This is a genomic window from Algoriphagus boritolerans DSM 17298 = JCM 18970, assembly GCF_900108085.1.
Taxonomy (GTDB): Bacteria; Bacteroidota; Bacteroidia; order Cytophagales; family Cyclobacteriaceae; genus Algoriphagus; species Algoriphagus boritolerans.
This window is the reverse complement of the sequence record NZ_FNVR01000010.1, coordinates 96,198-113,360: the sequence shown is the minus strand read 5'-3', so window position 1 is coordinate 113,360 and position 17,163 is coordinate 96,198. Positions and strand designations below refer to the sequence as shown.

13 protein-coding genes are annotated in these 17,163 nt (G+C 44.2%); 9 read left to right on the top strand and 4 right to left on the bottom strand.

Features of this window, described 5'->3' with window-relative positions; genetic code table 11:
- Nucleotides 1–133: 133 nt before the first annotated feature.
- Both lon and hslU read left to right on the top strand, forming a co-directional pair.
- The gene (gene lon / locus C4S61_RS11045; RefSeq protein WP_103924858.1) at nucleotides 134–2,614 is read left to right on the top strand and encodes an endopeptidase La; all 2,481 of its coding nucleotides are present in this window, start codon (nucleotides 134–136) and stop codon (nucleotides 2,612–2,614) included.
- A gap of 87 nt (nucleotides 2,615–2,701) precedes the next feature.
- Nucleotides 2,702–4,099, top strand: coding sequence for an ATP-dependent protease ATPase subunit HslU (gene hslU / locus C4S61_RS11040; protein WP_103924857.1), 1,398 nt, complete (start codon nucleotides 2,702–2,704; stop codon nucleotides 4,097–4,099).
- Between the two features lie 100 nt (nucleotides 4,100–4,199).
- Here hslU and C4S61_RS11035 read toward each other — a convergent pair whose 3' ends face one another.
- A complete protein-coding gene (locus C4S61_RS11035; protein WP_103924856.1) occupies nucleotides 4,200–5,987 on the bottom strand; it encodes an aryl-sulfate sulfotransferase in 1,788 nt (595 codons plus the stop codon).
- 497 nt (nucleotides 5,988–6,484) lie between these two features.
- Between C4S61_RS11035 and C4S61_RS11030 the strand changes: the two genes are divergently transcribed.
- Entirely contained in the window at nucleotides 6,485–7,216 is a 732-nt protein-coding gene (locus C4S61_RS11030; protein ID WP_103924855.1) for an SDR family NAD(P)-dependent oxidoreductase, read from the top strand.
- Here the strand turns inward: C4S61_RS11030 and C4S61_RS11025 are convergent.
- Nucleotides 7,213–7,704, bottom strand: coding sequence for a SixA phosphatase family protein (locus C4S61_RS11025; protein WP_103924854.1), 492 nt, complete (start codon nucleotides 7,702–7,704; stop codon nucleotides 7,213–7,215). The genes C4S61_RS11030 and C4S61_RS11025 overlap by 4 nt on opposite strands.
- Nucleotides 7,705–7,792: 88 nt before the next feature.
- Between C4S61_RS11025 and C4S61_RS11020 the strand changes: the two genes are divergently transcribed.
- A complete protein-coding gene (locus tag C4S61_RS11020) occupies nucleotides 7,793–7,984 on the top strand; it encodes a cold-shock protein (protein WP_103924853.1) in 192 nt (63 codons plus the stop codon).
- Nucleotides 7,985–8,002: 18 nt separating this feature from the next.
- Here C4S61_RS11020 and C4S61_RS11015 read toward each other — a convergent pair whose 3' ends face one another.
- Nucleotides 8,003–10,534 carry a mechanosensitive ion channel family protein gene (locus C4S61_RS11015; protein ID WP_160111229.1) on the bottom strand — a complete coding sequence of 844 codons (2,532 nt, stop codon included), beginning with the start codon at nucleotides 10,532–10,534 and terminating at the stop codon, nucleotides 8,003–8,005.
- Nucleotides 10,535–10,754: 220 nt separating this feature from the next.
- On the opposite strand from C4S61_RS11015, the gene C4S61_RS11010 reads away from it, so the two are divergent.
- From C4S61_RS11010 to C4S61_RS11000, 3 genes are all read left to right on the top strand, one after another.
- Nucleotides 10,755–11,183, top strand: a complete 429-nt coding sequence (locus C4S61_RS11010; protein ID WP_103924851.1) for an Hsp20/alpha crystallin family protein — start codon at nucleotides 10,755–10,757, stop codon at nucleotides 11,181–11,183.
- Nucleotides 11,184–11,344: 161 nt separating this feature from the next.
- Complete coding sequence (locus C4S61_RS11005) at nucleotides 11,345–12,850, top strand: trypsin-like peptidase domain-containing protein (RefSeq protein ID WP_103924850.1); 1,506 nt, start codon at nucleotides 11,345–11,347, stop codon at nucleotides 12,848–12,850.
- Between the two features lie 87 nt (nucleotides 12,851–12,937).
- Nucleotides 12,938–14,215 carry a serine hydrolase domain-containing protein gene (locus C4S61_RS11000; RefSeq protein ID WP_103924849.1) on the top strand — a complete coding sequence of 426 codons (1,278 nt, stop codon included), beginning with the start codon at nucleotides 12,938–12,940 and terminating at the stop codon, nucleotides 14,213–14,215.
- 271 nt (nucleotides 14,216–14,486) lie between these two features.
- Here the strand turns inward: C4S61_RS11000 and C4S61_RS22310 are convergent, their stop codons facing one another.
- Nucleotides 14,487–14,753, bottom strand: coding sequence for a hypothetical protein (locus C4S61_RS22310; protein WP_235009931.1), 267 nt, complete (start codon nucleotides 14,751–14,753; stop codon nucleotides 14,487–14,489).
- A gap of 490 nt (nucleotides 14,754–15,243) precedes the next feature.
- On the opposite strand from C4S61_RS22310, the gene C4S61_RS10990 reads away from it, so the two are divergent.
- Both C4S61_RS10990 and C4S61_RS10985 read left to right on the top strand, forming a co-directional pair.
- Entirely contained in the window at nucleotides 15,244–15,717 is a 474-nt protein-coding gene (locus tag C4S61_RS10990) for a hypothetical protein (RefSeq protein ID WP_103924848.1), read from the top strand.
- Complete coding sequence (locus C4S61_RS10985) at nucleotides 15,714–17,159, top strand: CCA tRNA nucleotidyltransferase (protein ID WP_103924847.1); 1,446 nt, start codon at nucleotides 15,714–15,716, stop codon at nucleotides 17,157–17,159. The genes C4S61_RS10990 and C4S61_RS10985 overlap by 4 nt, the downstream gene beginning before the upstream one ends.
- Nucleotides 17,160–17,163 lie beyond the last annotated feature (4 nt).

Sequence of the window (17,163 nt, the reverse complement as noted above, 5' to 3'; positions counted from 1 at the left end):
AAAACCACACCTGCCAATTTGACCCGAACCCCTTTTGGCATTGACCTTGACTTTATAGGAGGAACCTTCGTAAATAGGAGGTTCTTCTTTTATTATAGCTATTCACTGACAGCATGGCTGTCATTCTGTCCATATGAATCAATTCTCAAATTCTTTATTTCAAAACCTGATGTCCGGCGATTACACCGGAGAGGGTGATCTCATCCAGCTGATTACCGACGAAGAAGAAGGTGATCCTACCAATGAGTCATACGATGAAGAAATCCCTATACTTTCTGTTCGTAATACAGTCCTATTCCCCGGAGTAATTATACCGATCACAGTCGGAAGACAGCGATCGATCCGCCTGGTCAAAAAGGCACACAAAGGCAGCAAATTGATTGGTGTTTGCGCCCAAATTAATTCCAACAATGACGATCCCGGTTGGGAAGACATCTACCATGTAGGGACTTTGGCCAAAATCATCAAGATGATCGTCCTGCCTGACGGTAATACCACGATTATCATTCAGGGCAAAAAGCGCTTTAAAATCCGTGAACAGATCACTGACGACCCGTATTTCATGGCCAAAGTGGACTATTTGGAGGAGAGTTTCCCAAAAAACTCCCGAAAGATTAAAGCCCTGGAGGAATCTCTCAAAGAAGCAGCAAGTAAGATTCTTCACCTTAATCCGGAAATTCCGCGTGAAGCCCAGGTGGCCTTGGACAATATTGACAATACTCCATTCCTGACTCATTTCCTTTCTTCCAACATCAATGCGCCGGTAGAATCCAAACAGCGACTGATTGAGATTAATGACGGAATAGAGCGTGCTACATTATTGTTGGAGTACATGATGAAAGACATCCAAATGCTGGAGTTGAAGTCAGAGATCCACAAGAAAGTACATACAGACATCGATCAGCAGCAGCGGGATTATTTCCTCCGTCAGCAGATGAAGGTGCTACAGGATGAACTGGGCGATGAAGGTCCGGAGAAAGAAGTGGAAGACCTCAGAGCGCGCGGGGAACTGAAACACTGGCCAATAGAGGTCAAAAAACACTTTGAAAAAGAGCTCGACAAAATCCTGCGTATCAATCCAGCAGCGGCCGAATACCCCATTGCACTCAACTATGCTGAGACTTTGGTTGATCTGCCTTGGAATGAGTTCACGCTGGATAATTTCGATCTCAAGCACGCCAAAGCTGTTCTCGATGCAGATCACTTTGGCTTGGAGAAAGTCAAAGAGCGGATCATCGAATACTTGGCAGTTTTGAAATTGAAAAACGACCTGAAAGGGCCGATACTTTGCCTCTATGGCCCCCCTGGTGTAGGTAAAACTTCCCTTGGAAAATCCATCGCAGCGGCTTTGGGTAGAAAATATATCCGCATGTCACTGGGTGGGCTTCATGATGAGGCCGAGATCCGTGGTCATCGAAAGACCTACGTCGGAGCGATGCCGGGTAAGATCATTCAGAACATGAAGAAGGTCAAAATCTCCAATCCGGTATTTGTACTGGATGAGATTGATAAGCTTTCCTCAGATTTCAGAGGAGATCCATCATCTGCATTTCTAGAAGTGCTGGATCCGGAGCAAAACTTCGCCTTCCTGGACAATTACCTGGAGGTGGAATATGACCTGAGTAAAGTCCTGTTCATAGCAACTGCCAATTCGCTGGATACCATTCAGCCGGCCTTACGGGATCGGATGGAAATCATCGAAGTGACGGGCTACACACAGGAAGAGAAACTCGAAATCGCCAAGCGCCATTTGGTGCCAAAACAGCGTAAAGAGCATGGCCTTAAGGCTAAGGATATCAGTTTTGACAAAGCTGCCTTGGCTAAAATTATTGAGGACTATACCCGTGAATCCGGAGTTCGTAGCCTGGAAAGAGTCATTGGCAAAGTGGTTCGAAATGTTGCCAAGTCCATTGCTATGGAGGAAGAATATGATCATAAGATCACTCCTGCTGCGGTTCGCAGAATCTTGGGTTCAGAGATTTTTGATAAAGAAACCTATCAGGACAACAGCATTGCAGGGGTTGTGACGGGCTTGGCTTGGACCAGCGTAGGAGGAGAAATTCTTTTCATTGAATCCAGTTTGAGTCGGGGAAAAGGTAAATTGACACTTTCTGGCCAGTTGGGTGAAGTGATGAAAGAGTCTGCCATGACCGCACTTTCCTACCTGAAATCCAAAGCGGAATCACTCGGAATTGATCATCGGGTTTTTGATCAGTATGATCTCCATGTTCACGTGCCAGCCGGAGCAGTGCCTAAGGATGGTCCATCGGCAGGGATTACCATCCTGGTAGCCATGGCTTCGGTCTATACCCAGCGTAAGGTCAAATCCAAACTTGCAATGACCGGTGAAATCAGTTTGATAGGTAAGGTGATGCCCGTAGGCGGAATCAAAGAGAAAATTCTGGCAGCAAAACGGGCGGGGATAAAAGAAATCATTCTTTGTAAGAAGAATTTACGGGACATCGAGGAGATTGATCAGCAGTATGTCAAGGGAATAGAATTCCACTTTGTCGATTGGGTGTCAGAGGTTTTGGATATCGCGCTTACCCAAAGTAAAGTCGACAAGCCGCTCAAGTTTACGTTGTCCTCAGAGCCGAAATCCACTCAAGAATAAACCTAAGAAGGCTTCCTCGGTTAAAAAGGAAGCCTTTTCAATCTTTTGGAAACGAAAACCAGTTTCATAACCAACACCACAACAAACATGAATCAAATCGAATCACTTACTCCCAGACAAATCGTCGAAGAGCTGGATAAATACATCATCGGTCAAAAAGATGCCAAGCGAAATGTGGCAATTGCCTTGCGTAATCGCATCCGCCGCATGATGGTGAAGACCGATATTCAAAAAGACATCGTTCCGAATAACATTCTGCTTATCGGTAGCACCGGTGTCGGTAAAACCGAGATCGCGCGCCGATTGGCAAAGATTGCTCAGGCGCCATTTACCAAAGTAGAGGCATCCAAATTTACTGAAGTTGGCTACGTCGGACGTGATGTGGAGAGTATGGTTCGCGATCTGATGGAACAATCCATTCATTTGGTCAAAGAAGTCAAAAACGAAGGGGTAAAAGTGAAAGCCACAGAAGCCGTGGAGGAAGTGATCTTGGATATTCTGATTCCTCCTGTCAAAAGTGCAGGCTTTACCCGACCAATTGCCATCACTAACGAAGTTCAAGCAGAACTCGGAGATGATGCTGAATTAAATGAGCGAACTCGGGAGCGATTCCGCGAAAAACTCAGAAACGGCGAACTGGACGAACGCAAGATCGAAATCAATGTCAAGGCTTCATCCCCTGTCGGAATCGGAATGATCGGTAACGGCATGATGGATGAGGCCAGTATGGCCGGTCTTCAGGATATGATCTCGGGCATGATGCCTAAAAAAACCAAGAAGCGCAAACTGACGATCGCTGAGGCCAGGAAAGTCCTGTTGGATGAAGAAATTTCCAAATTGGTGGATTTTGACGAAGTGAAAGAAGAAGCCATCAAACTGGCGGAAAATAACGGAATCATCTTTATCGATGAGATTGATAAAATCGCTTCCAAGTCCGGAAAAGGCGGAAACGGACCGGATGTAAGCCGAGAAGGGGTACAGCGCGACTTGTTGCCAATAGTCGAAGGTACAGCCGTCAACACCAAGTATGGAGTAGTCAATACGGATCATGTTCTATTCATAGCGGCGGGAGCATTCCATGTCAGTAAACCTTCGGATTTGATACCTGAACTGCAGGGTCGATTCCCGATCAGAGTGGAGCTGCAAAGCCTGACTCAGGAGGATTTTTCAAGAATCCTGAGAGAACCCAAAAATGCCTTGACGAAACAGTACCAAGCGCTGTTTGCCTCCGAAGAAGTGTTGCTTGAATTCACTGATGATGCCATCGAGGAGATCGCAAGACTCGCTTTTCTGATCAATCAGGAAGTGGAAAATATCGGAGCGAGAAGACTGCATACCGTGATGAGTCACTTGTTGAATGACTTCCTCTTTGATGTACCGGACCTCATCCAAGCCAATTCCAAGATCATGGTCACCAAAGAGATGGTCGAGGAGCGACTGAAAGCTTTGGTGAAAAACAGAGATCTGTCTCAGTATATTCTGTAAGGTTAAAGATTAAAAAACCCGGATTGAAGTCAGTTTACTAAACTTATTTCAATCCGTTTTTTCATTTTTAAATAAATCGGCACTTTGAAAGGGTAGCAGCTTAATAAAAACTGATTTTTTCAGCCCGGTGTAGGGCTTGCTGACCGGAAGAGGGTGAAATCCTTGCCTCAAAGACTACTTCCCCTGAGGCGTAGTTTACTTCAATGACTTTTCCTCCGAATTTCCCACCATTGTCTACATTCCAACCGGGAACAAACAGGATGTTATTCTTATTTGGTAAAAAATCCACATCCGATTGAATTCTGGAGTAGGCATCTATGCCCCTTTCCTTACCGTATTGCCAGACTTGCTTTACAGTCATATTTTCTTCGTCGATTATGTATTCCACGGCTCTGCTGTAAAGCTCCGAAGTGGAATAGTTTCGTCGGTCACCATTGTCAAAAAACAGGAAGGAACCAGGCGATTTAACCGAGGGTGAATGGGGATACCAAACCCACTCAAAGTCCGGATGGTTTGTTCGACCCTCCAAAATATCCAAGTCCTGAATCGGCTGATTGTTTTGATCCAAAGGCCTTAGCAATTTGGTGTTTAAATCTACTCCATTTCGGTCTTTTCCCCATTCTAAATGGGGTGCCAAAATCCATTTTAACCGATTGTCCGCAGTGATTTTCATCGCTCCCTGAAATCGGGCAGTCAGGATGATGGAGTCATCACTCTCGTCATAATACAGCCCATTATTATGTAGCCAATTGACCGTGTTATTGCCCAAATTGTTCATCCAGACAGTCCGGTTTTCATCCAGACTTTGTTTCAGGTCCCATTCCTTTACTATTCCTCCGCTCATCCGATCGATCTCAATGATGATGTCATTGATGGTGATTTTGCCATTCAGATGTTGGCTGGTATTCTTGGATGCAGCCACCAAAAAGTTCCCATTGGGCTTTTCGATGACATTATGGTGAAAGGAATAGCCTTCAAAATTCCAGGATTTCAGTACCCGACCATGAAAATCAATTTCAAACACCGCATGATTGGATACATCCCCGAAGTAAAGGTTGCCGTTTCGAAGCGGTTCTATCCCGCATTCATATGAAATCCGATTGAGTATAGGATGCGCAGCATAGTCCAAATACCATCGAATGTCTCCAAAAGAATCCATGATAAAGGGCATAAAAGGAATTCCCAATCCCCGATAGCTGACCAAAGTGAGATCTCCATCCATCGCTTCCCGTTTGGCAATATCCACTTCGATCAGGGGAAGCTTTGCCGGCAGGGGATCAGTGTGCAGTACCAAAGATTTTTTGATTCGCTCATTTCCATTATTGTCCAAAAAACTTACTTCGACGGTGTTTTCATGATTTCCATAAAGACCAAAAATATTCAGTCGGTGAACTTTGGAAATATTTGAAGGAGTATGGGTGATATCCGATTTTGATCCGTTTTTCCCAACCACCCGAAACTTAAATTTCCCGATTGCGGGCATGGTGATATTTATCAGTGCACTCAGGGGACCATATCCACTTGGATTGACTTGGACACTGTCAGGTAAAATATCCAAGGTATTTCCCAGATAGGGAGCGATCCCTGTTTTACCATCGCGGAAAATGAGTTCAGCGTTCCATTCAGCAGGTTTCGGCTGAAATGTTTCTACAATTCGACCATCCACCTTTAATGTGTCTTGGTTTTCAAGAATCAAATGAAAAATATCCTTGTTGAAATAACTGTTAACGATCAATACTCCCTGCTGATCCAGCTCCTCAAAGCGATTAATTGCTTCGGTAGAATTATAAATTACTCCAGGAGAAATGATAAACTCCTCTTCCTTCTCACAACCCAGGAAAAAAAAAGCAGAAAGTAAAATAAAGAGATAATCAGTTTTTAATTTCATCAAAAAGGGTTTCGGGTTACAGACTCACTTGACGCTTGAAAGGTGAAAACTACGGTCTTTCTTCAAAGTTTCGAACTCTTTTTGTGATTTTCTGCATTTATGATATTGAGCCACTTTGATAGGAGGAATCCTGATTTGATGGAAACTTGGATTCCTGTTTCTACTGAGGCTTTTATCAGCTAATTCAAGTCTCTTGCCTCCAAATAAAATTGGTTTTAGGTAGTATGGTAGCGCATCACACTTTAAAAAATAAGTCGGAGGTGCCCATTCTTATAGTTTGAAAAATGTACATCCGCTTTTTCGCCAGTCGCAAGTTCAGGATTCCAAATTTCACCATGAAAAGTCCTAATTCCGCCGCTTCGGTCTTCGGACATCGGTCTTCCAACCCAGAAAGCAAAGTAGATTAGGTCTGTGGTACAATAGCGGATAATAAGAATTGGAAATTATCCTTTTCGCTGTTTGGATTACCTTTGTTTAAAAAATTTAGTTTTATAGAAATGAAATATCTCCTAATTCTCACCGGCCATACCAAAGGCCTCGGAAAAGCAATTTTGGATCGTTTTTTATCATTAAAAGACATTCAGATAGTTACGATTTCACGGACAAGTCTGGAATTGCGTGTGGACCGACTTACTGAAATCCAAATGGACCTGAATGATCTGGCAAATCTGGAAGTAAAGCTACCCTCATTGTTTCCTGAGGGAGACTTTGATAAGGTGATCCTGATCAATAACGCCGGATGGATCGGTGAAGTGAAAACCGTCGGGAAACTTCATCCCAAGGGGATCAGACAAGCTTTGAATATAAATCTTCTGGCCCCCATGATACTGAGTGATGCCTTTGTCAAGGCGTATTCTTCACTTGAAGGAAAAAAACTGATCTGCAATATCAGTTCGGGTGCTGCACACAAGCCCTTGCCTGGTTGGGCGGAATATTGTAGCAGCAAGGCTGGATTGGCGATGTTTTCCAGAGTGGCTGCAGAAGAGCTCAGCGGCTTGGGATTTCGTGTCTTTTCGCTGGCACCCGGGATAATAGATACTGAAATGCAGACAGAAATCAGAAAAGCCAATCTGTCGGATTTTCCCGCTTTGGATCGCTTTGCCAAATACAAGGCGGAAGGGCATTTGAGTTCACCGGAAGAAGTGGCGGAGAAAGTCTTTTATCTTTTAACCAATCCTGAATTGTTTCCAGACGTAGTTCAGGATGTCCGTAATTTTGAATTGCCTTAACTTTTTTTCTTAGGATAATCAATAAACCAAGGTTCGGCGGTTTCCGGTTTGAGCTCTGCCCAGTGTTCTGATTTGACTTTAAATCCAAACTGTCCGCTTGTAGGTAAATTGTCCAAGGTTCCGCCTAGATGGGATATCAGGTCATTCAGACCCGGATTGTGACCAAAAATCAAAATAGTGTCCACCGAGTCTTTTTGCATTCGAAGGAGCTTGAGAATTTGATTGGGAGAAGCAAGAAAAAGTTCTTTTTCCCACCGGATTTCATCTTTGGGGTAATCGAGAATTTCGGCTGTGATTTTAGCTGTTTCAGCAGCGCGCAGCGCTGTGGAGCTAAGGAAAAGACTGGGCTTAATCCCTCTTTTTTTGAGACGCTCGGCCATTTTTGGGGCATCTTCAATTCCCCGGGCTGCGAGAGGTCGGTCGTGATCATTCAGGAAAGGATTGTCCCAGGATGATTTTGCATGCCTTACCAAAATAATTTTTTTCATTTCACCAACCAATAAACGATTATTTTGTTTTTTTCGATCTAATATTTACTTTTAAAACACTTTCAGTTACAATTTATAACAATTCATTATGTTTACCGGAACAGTAAAATTTTACAATGAAGCCAAAGGTTTCGGATTTATCGTTGATGACGAAACTCAGGGAGACGTGTTCGTTCACGCCACCGGGTTAGTGGACAAAGTCGAGCAAAACGACAAAGTCACTTTCGACATCAAAGAGGGTAAAAAAGGACCAAACGCCATCAACGTCAAAAAGGCCTAAGAAATTCAAAAGAATGTATTAGTGTAAATTATCCCCTGAATCACGATTCGGGGGATTTTTGTTTTCTTCATTTTGTTGGATGGACTCAGTCTTTTGAGAAATCCTGATCTCCGGTTGATTTTTAAGGTAAACATCCCGCTTCGGAAACGGAATTTCGATGTTGTTTTTCTGAAAGGTGGTAAAGATAGCAGTCATGACTTGATGCCTCATGTCCAGCCAGATATCCATGTCATCCACCCAGAAAAGCACTCGGAAATCAACTGCGTTATCTCCAAAAGTTTGCATTAGAACTTTCGGTGCCGGTACCTTGGAGATTTTTTCCAGGGTCAATGCCTCTTCTATAAGTGTTTTGACCAGCTCCATATCTGAGGAATAACCTACTCCTATGACCAGTTCCACTCTTCGCATCTTATCCGAAAGTGTCCAGTTGATCAGGTGCTGAGAAAGCAAATCCCCGTTGGGAACGATGATTTCAGCCCCGTCATATCCTTGGATCTTGCTTGCCCGGATTCCTACTTCCTTGACTTTTCCCGTCATTTCTCCCACTTCGATATCATCTCCGATCTGAATAGGACGCTCAAAAGCTAAGATAATCCCGGAAACCAAATTGTTTATGATTGTCTGCAAGCCAAAACCGATGCCCACAGAGAGCGCTCCGAGTACGATGGTGATGTTGTTCAGCGGGATATTTGCAGCTGTGGCAGCTATGAAAAAGCCAAATATAAACACGGCCAGACGGATCAGCAGGATGGAGCTTCCCAGCCGTTTGGTCCGGGTGGAAGGTTGCTGTTGATCCTTGATCGTTGCAAAATACGCAATGTTGTTTGACAGGAGGTAGGCGACATAGACCAAGGCGCTGAAAAGCAGGACACTCTTGAATGTGAAACTCGTCTCGCCTAGGAATCGCTCTTTCATCAGAAATTCCATCACCTCGTGGTAGACATGGTCGCTCAGGGCGAGATTGGCCAGCATTATGATGATCCAAAACGAGGCGGCGAGAAATAGGAAGAATCCTCTGATTCGGTCTTGGATACTTTTAAAATCCAGGTAGGAAGTGAAAGACTCCGAGTCTTTTTTGTTCTCTAATACCACGTAGATGATTTCCATGACCACTTTGGTAAACAGATAGAGCGAAATCGCATGGACAAACCCCACGGCGCCTGCTACACTGAGCATTTTTGCAAGGCTGAATCTTCCGAAGATGTTGGCTAGAATCCCAAGTGACAGGAGAATCATGGTGACCATTCGCAGCGTTTTCAAAAAATTGACCTCCTTTTCATCCTCAGATTTGAAATTCTTGGGCATATTCCATAGGATGGAGATAAAGATGATACATCCAATCTCAAAATACATGCGTTCCTGATAGGCAATCTCCCAATACAGGTTGCTAATGGTGAAAAACAGGAAAATGGCCACCAAAACTATCCAGCGGATGAAGGTGTGCCGCGGAAATGTCCTGTAGATCAGAATGGATGAAAAAAGAACCTGTAGATAAATGAAGAAAGTAAGCAGGGTAATGGAGGTAGTGTCAAAGAGGAAAAATACCAAAGGAAGCAAGGCCACCATGGTGGATGCAATGGGTCTCTTGTCCAAATACTTGATTCTCCCGAGGATGATTTTCCCATACTCCTTGTCCCGCTCGATACTTAGGATGATTTTTCTTACCAGATAACTCGCAACTGCCAGGAGAATGAGCGCGATAATGGCGGAAAGCGGGTTTTGGCTGAGTTGATTTTTGAGAAAGATGAAATTCAGTCGTAATGAGTCAAATGTGATCTCTAAAATAGACTTGGGAGAGGGGATGGAATAACTCTCCCAGATGAAATTGATTTCCTTTTTGAATAGATTCTTTTCGAGAATTGTCTTGTTGGTTTCGACATAGCGCTTGAGTTCCGATAAGCCCATCGAAATGCTACTTAGGAGTGATTGGTACCTGGCAGCCTGAAGCTCCTGTCTGTAGATCGTGCTGTCTATGGAATAGACATTCAACTTTAGCTTTTCTATTTCCCCGGTGTACATGGGAAGCAGCAGCGTGTCCCGAATTCTATATTTGAATAGATCGTCCTTTTTAATGCTCATGAGCATACTGTCATAAACTTGGAGCTGATGCAGCCTTTCCAGGATGATTTTATCAAGTGCGTTGTTTTTTTCTTCCGTAGATTCCAAAATCCGGATGAGTGCATTGACGTACCTGAAATTAAATTTTGTATTTGGAGTACTTGTCCTCTCTCTCAGGGACTCCAGGGTTTCAATCATGAGGGGGATTTCGCTGTTGAATAGCGCAGTATCCAGGGGTTGCTGCAGTTCAAGAATTATTTCATTGGCCAGAAACGTGTATTTTCTGCCTTTACTGATCAGTTCCTCAAGCGTTGGGGTAATGTAAATGGTGTCGGTTACCGACTTGCGCTGCGATGGGTCCAAAACGATCAGGCTATCCTTTGAAAAAGAAAGGAGACTGTCAATCGACTGCCCCGAGTCGGAATTTTGCCCAAAAGCTGAACTTTGCAAAAAAATGAACAAAGTGTAAGTAAACAGAAAGAGTTTTTTCATCCGAGTGGTTTTCTTCATTTAAAAATAGACATTTAATCCTGAACACGCGTGGATATGGAGCTGATGATCCTTGTCATTTTTTCCCAAAAAGGAAAAACAATAAGTCATTTTGACTGAAAAGTGTATATTTTTTTGATTTATTAAGACAAAAAGGCCGAAAAACAGGGATGGAATGAAATTTAGAGCAGGTGGTTGGTAATCATTTAAACCACAACTAAAAATGAAACTAGTAAGATACAACCAACTCGACCCCACGCTGCCAAATACCTTCAGCGGAATGCTTGACCGATTTTTCAACGATTCTGTAAATGCTTCAATGAAGCAATTCAGTCCTGCGGTGGACATTGCAGAGGATGAAAAATCCTATGAAATCCATGTGTCTGTGCCAGGGATGAAAAAATCTGATTTCAAAATTGATTTGGTCGACGGAAAATTGACCATATCCGGTGAACGAAAATTGGAAGAAAAGAAAGAAGGAAAAAATTTCCACACCATCGAGACACAGTATGGCTCTTTTCGCAGATCATTCTTCCTTCCTGAGGATGTCATAGAAGATCAGGTGGAAGCCAGCTATGAAGATGGATTTCTCAAACTTCTGCTTCCCAAAAAGGAGAAGAAGGTAAATAAGGCGACCATTGAGGTGAAATAAATGAAGAGTGGGGCAACCCACTCTTTCAATTTCGGTTATAAGAGAGTGCAGGTAGGTAAAGCGGTTAAAACATGTTAATTTGGACAAGAAGACCAATCGAATCCCTTCCAAATTGAGTCTTAAATTGAAAATTCGTAACAGAAATAGTAAATCATAAAATTATGAGCAAAAAACAATTCTTCTTGGGCATGCTTCTCGCAGCGCTGATCGGAGGAGTGGTCGCGTTGGCAGGAGTGAGTTTCCTGATCAAACCACAAAATGCAGGGACCTTTGACGAAAAGCAGCAAGCTTCTTTTGTCAATCTCTTGTCGGGGGAGGATTTTAAGATCCCTGACGGAATCAACTTTGTAGCCTCAGCTCAGCTAGTCACCCCCGCTGTTGTACATGTCAATAGTCAGGTGGCATTTACACCCCGGGCACAGCGTGATCCCATTCAGGAGTTTTTTGGATTTCCAGACCCGCGGGGTGAAGGCGGACCCAACCTGGGAGGACAGATGCCTGTGAGTTCGGGGTCAGGTGTGATTATTTCTGCTGACGGATACATTGTGACCAACAATCACGTGGTAGATGGAGCTACCAAAATCGATATTTCCCTGGATAACAACAAGCGCTATGAAGCCACAGTCATTGGTACTGACCCGACTACTGATCTGGCTTTATTGAAGATAGAGGCTACCAATCTCCCTTTCGTGAGATTTGGCGATTCGGACAATACCAAAATCGGCGAGTGGGTGCTGGCAGTTGGTAATCCATTCAATCTGAACTCAACCGTCACTGCGGGTATTATTTCCGCGAAAGCCAGAAATATAGGAATCCTGAGAGGGGTGGAAAACAACCTACAGATCGAGTCTTTCCTTCAGACTGATGCGGTCGTCAATCCTGGAAATTCCGGAGGGGCTTTGGTCAACTTGGCTGGGGAGCTGATTGGTGTCAATACAGCCATAGCTACCAGTACGGGAACTTTCACCGGTTATTCATTTGCAGTGCCAAGTAACTTGGTGAAGAAAGTCATGGATGACCTGATGAAATATGGAGCAGTGCAAAGAGGACTTTTAGGTGTCAGAATTCAGGATGTCAGCCCCGATCTGGAGGATGCGCTGGATATCAAATTCCCAGTAGAGCAAGGTGTCTATGTAGGTGAGGTCAATGAGAATTCCGCGGGAGAAGAAGCCGGACTCAAAAAAGGAGATATCATCATTGGTATCGATGGCAAGAAGGTCAACAATGTGGCCAATCTTCAGGAATTGGTAGCGAGGAAACGTCCGGGCGACAAAGTTGACGTGGAATATATCCGCGACGGCAAAACCTCAAAAACTTCCGCTACGCTCAAGAATTTCTCCGGTGATACAGAAATTGTGAAGCGGGAAATTCCAAAAACCTACACTTTCGAAGGCCTGCAGTTTGAGGATGTGAGAGAAGAGTTGAAATCAAATCTTGAGATACCAGGAGGGGCAGTGATCAAGAGCAATGCCAACGAAAACTGGAGAAAAGCAGGAGCCAGAAACGGATTTATCATTACGTCTGTGATCTCTGACAGTGGTAGAAACCGAATCACTACTGCCCAGGAGATGGTCGATTTTCTGGAAAATTCCAAAGGTGAAGAATTGGTCGTTTTGGGATTGTTTCCGGATGGGACTGAGTATTACTTTGAAGTGGAAGCAAATTAAATTTTCTCCACCTTATAAAAAGCCGGCACTTGCCGGTTTTTTTTTGCCCTCTTTTTTCTATTTTGAAATCTGTTAATTCAAAAAACCATGAACCTAAAAATCTCCAGCTCAATTCTCACGCTGTTTGCAGCGATTCAGATTTCCTATGCACAGACTCTAGTAGAAGCGGGAAAGGCTCCAGTTTCGGGCATTTCCCAGGAAAGAGTCGCCAAACTCGATGCTATGCTTGAGGGGGCTATTCAATCCCGACAAGTGCCGGGCTTGGTGGCCATGGTGGTAAAGGACGGGAAAATTATTTACCATTCTGCCAAAGGTATGGCCGATGTGGAATCGGGAATAGCCATGGAGAGAAACAGCATTTTCCGAATTGCTTCTCAAACCAAAGCCATCACTTCCACCGCTATCATGATGCTCTGGGAAGAAGGGAAATTCAGACTGGACGACCCGATTTCCAAGTTTATTCCTGAGTTTAAAAATCCTCAGGTGCTGAATACCTTTAGATATTCCGATACTACGTTTACCAGCAGGCCAAGCAGTAAGGAAATCACGATACGCCATCTTTTGACACATACTTCCGGACTGGGCTATGGCGTCATCGACGGAGATGAACGCATAAAAATGATCTATCAAAAGGCCGGTGTGACGGATCTCTTCACCACGGAGAATATCACTATCGGGGAAAGTGTGAAGCGATTGGCTAAGCTTCCGCTTCATTTCGAACCCGGCACCAAATACACCTACAGTGAAGGATTGGATGTGTTGGGATACCTGATTGAAATTGTATCAGGAATGCCCTTTGACCAGTTTTTGAAAACCCGGCTGTTTGATCCACTAGAGATGAATGACACCCGATTCTACCTAAGCGATGATCAGGCGCCAAGATTGGTGACTGTTCACACTCGAAAGGACAATCAATGGGTTGGATACCCTGTGACTTTTTATAATCCTGACTATCCAAAAACAGGCGCGAAAACCTTCTTTTCGGGCGGCGCAGGTTTGTCAAGTACCACAGGGGATTATGCGAAATTCCTTCAGATGTACCTCAATGGTGGAATCTACAACGGGAAGCGGATCCTCAGCCCGCATACCATCACCACCATCATGACCAATCAGGTTGGTGATTTATTGGGAGAGGGAGGCAAGGATTACGGCCTGGCATTTGGGATCGTAGACCAAAAGGGTGTGCAGCTCGGTGGCATCGGCAGCTTGGGGACTTTTGACTGGGGAGGTTATTTCAATACGCAATATTTTGCAGATCCGAAGGAGAAAATTATTGGCTTGATCTTCAAGCAAACCTCCGGTGCGGGTAACGGCGACGAGACCGGTTGGAAGTTTAGACAAATGGTGTTTACCCTGGTGGAATGAAAATGGGGCCAATTCCTTTTTCAGGCCTGGAAAAGCTTCCTTGGTCGTCAATTGGGTTGGGAGAAATGTCCTTATCAACGAACGAGTGAGTTTGTAAAACTCCTTAAAATCCTTTGTAAACTGCATCTTATCCTATTACCCCACTTCATGGATCAAATCTGTCCAGGATATCGTTGATTTGCTTTCGAGTATTTTGTAGGCATTTTTTTCATTTCCTTATTTTACTTCGCAATAAAAGGAAAAACCTCCAAGGTTCGAAAGACCTCAAAGGTTAACCAATAAACCTTTCCGTTCTTTTGGACATTGGGTGCTTGAATATTCTTAACGCCACGACTTGAAGATCTGATCCATCCAAACCCATTTTTCTCCGGGTTTGGCCCAAGGGATCGGCTGCGGTAATCCCCACATTAGTTATTTCCCATTTTGCAGTATTGGGGTTGGAGGCATCCATTTCCGCCTTTCTTTCTAAGGTAAAGTGATCATCCATCTCCAGAATCACAGCCATCCGGTTGCCCGTTCGGAAGATCTCTATATTCAAAATTTACACAGTCCATGTTCTGCTGAGTGATCTCAGGTCAGGCTGTCCCTTGGGCTTGATGGGCTTCATAGGCTCGGATGGATTCGGGATCGTCGAACAGTCCGAGGGTGAAGCAAAAGCCTTGCATGGGATTTTTGACAGATTATTTGGGTTGATTAAACTGGTTGAGGTCCTGAAAGCCTCGATGGATTTGAAGGTCTAGAATCAGATCAGTGTCTGCACTGTCTCTAAATTTAGTTTTCTGCTTCAAAGTATTAATTTCATCAAAAATAACATAGTTAAAAAAAATAGGCAGGCAGAAAGGAATCTGGTCAATTGCTTACTCGATTTTGGAAGAAAAAGCCAAGGAATCAGGTATAATCACTGAAATGCGCCACACTGCACACGACTAATGAAAATTCACCAAAAATTCAATCGATTCTCCCCTGATTTAGATTTTAGCAACTCAGGCCGAATAATCTGATTATTTTTACGTCAAATTATAGAAACATTGGATCAGCAAGTTATTGTCAAAACATTCCGTGAAAACGGACAGGTGACCATTCAGGAAGGAAACGGAAAGAATCTCACCCTCCTGAAAATGGAGAATTGGGAGCCTGAAATGGGATTTGACTGGACTTTTCTTCTGTTTGATATGTTTCAGATCCGCACGGTATGCGAGCCATTTGCAGAGGTCTCGCTTGATGTGGTGGAGTTTGCCTCCAAACCTACCATCTACCATAGCCCTGTGAGCAAAGTGATCAAAAATGCCCCGATTCAGGATGGAAACATCAGGTTTTCCTTAATCCGGGAACCCAATTGGAATAAATTGCTCTTCCAGATTTCACAGCCTGTTTTGTCCAAAATTGGTTATTTAACCGATCAGGCAGACACTCAGACCGAACTTTATTTTCCGCTTTTGAGTCCCAGCACCAAGGAAATGTTTCTGGGTCCGGAAGGGGACGTCAAAATAGTCAATCGATGAATTTCAAAACCAAGCTAGACGAGCTCGAACTATTTGGAAAAGTCGCAAAGGCCAGTGCTGTACTGGGCATCAAAGCCTACGTTGTAGGTGGCTACGTCAGAGACCTGATCCTCAATCGACCCAGCAAGGACATTGACTTTACCTGTGTCGGAAGCGGAATCAGTCTTGCTCAAGAAGTAGCCAAGTCCTTTGATCAGCACGTTCCGCTCTCGGTTTTCAAGAACTTTGGCACAGCCATGCTTAAGCTTGACGATTGGGAACTGGAATTCGTCGGCGCAAGGAAAGAGTCCTATCGACTGGAATCCCGAAAGCCAATCGTGGAAGACGGGACGCTTCAGGAGGATCTGGAGCGCCGGGACTTCACAATCAATGCCATGGCCATCTCACTCAATCCGGAAGATTATGGGGATCTGATAGATCCATTTGACGGATTGGGGGATATCAAGATGAAAATCATCAAAACTCCGCTGGAGCCCGGAATTACTTTTTCCGACGATCCCCTGCGGATGATGCGGGCGGTGCGTTTTGCTTCGCAGCTGAATTTCGATATTGATGCGGATACCTTTTTTGCCCTTTCCGAAAATGCAGCCCGGCTGCAGATCATTTCCGCAGAGCGGATTATTGAGGAAGTGAATAAGATTGTGTCGGTACCCAAGCCATCTTATGGATTCAAATTACTATTTGCATCGAAGCTTTTGCATGAGTTTTTCCCCGAAATGGTCGAATTGCAAGGGGTAGATTCGGTGGATGACAAGTCCCACAAGGACAACTTCTACCACACCCTTCAGGTTTTGGACAATGTCTGTCAGATGACGGATAACCTGTGGCTTCGATGGGCTGCGATTATGCATGACATTGCCAAGCCGGCGACTAAGCGCTTTAATTCCAAGGTTGGCTGGACATTTCACGGTCACGAGGACAGAGGTGCCCGAATGACTCCGAATATATTCAGACGGCTGAAGCTTCCCATGGATGATCGGATGAAGTATGTGCAAAAGCTCGTGCGCCTTCACCTGAGGCCTATCGCTTTGGTCAAAGACGAAGTGACCGATTCGGCGATGCGAAGGCTACTTTTTGACGCCGGGGATGACATCGAGGACCTGATGATGTTGTGCCGTGCGGATATTACGTCCAAGAACAATAAAAAAGTACGGCTCTATCTCGAAAACTTTGACAAAGTCGAAGAAAAGATGAAGGAAGTGGAAGAAAAAGATCAAGTTCGCAATTTTCAACCACCGCTAAGCGGAGAAGAAATCATGGAAACTTTTGGTCTTTCGCCCTCAAAAATCATCGGGGAAATCAAGGAAGAGATAAAAGAAGCTATATTGGAGGGCAAAATTCAAAACAACCCGGAAGCCGCCCGAAAACTAATGTTTGACATTGCACGTAGCAAAGGCATAGCTTCCAAGAACCATAATACTAATCAAAATACATCTAATTAATTGA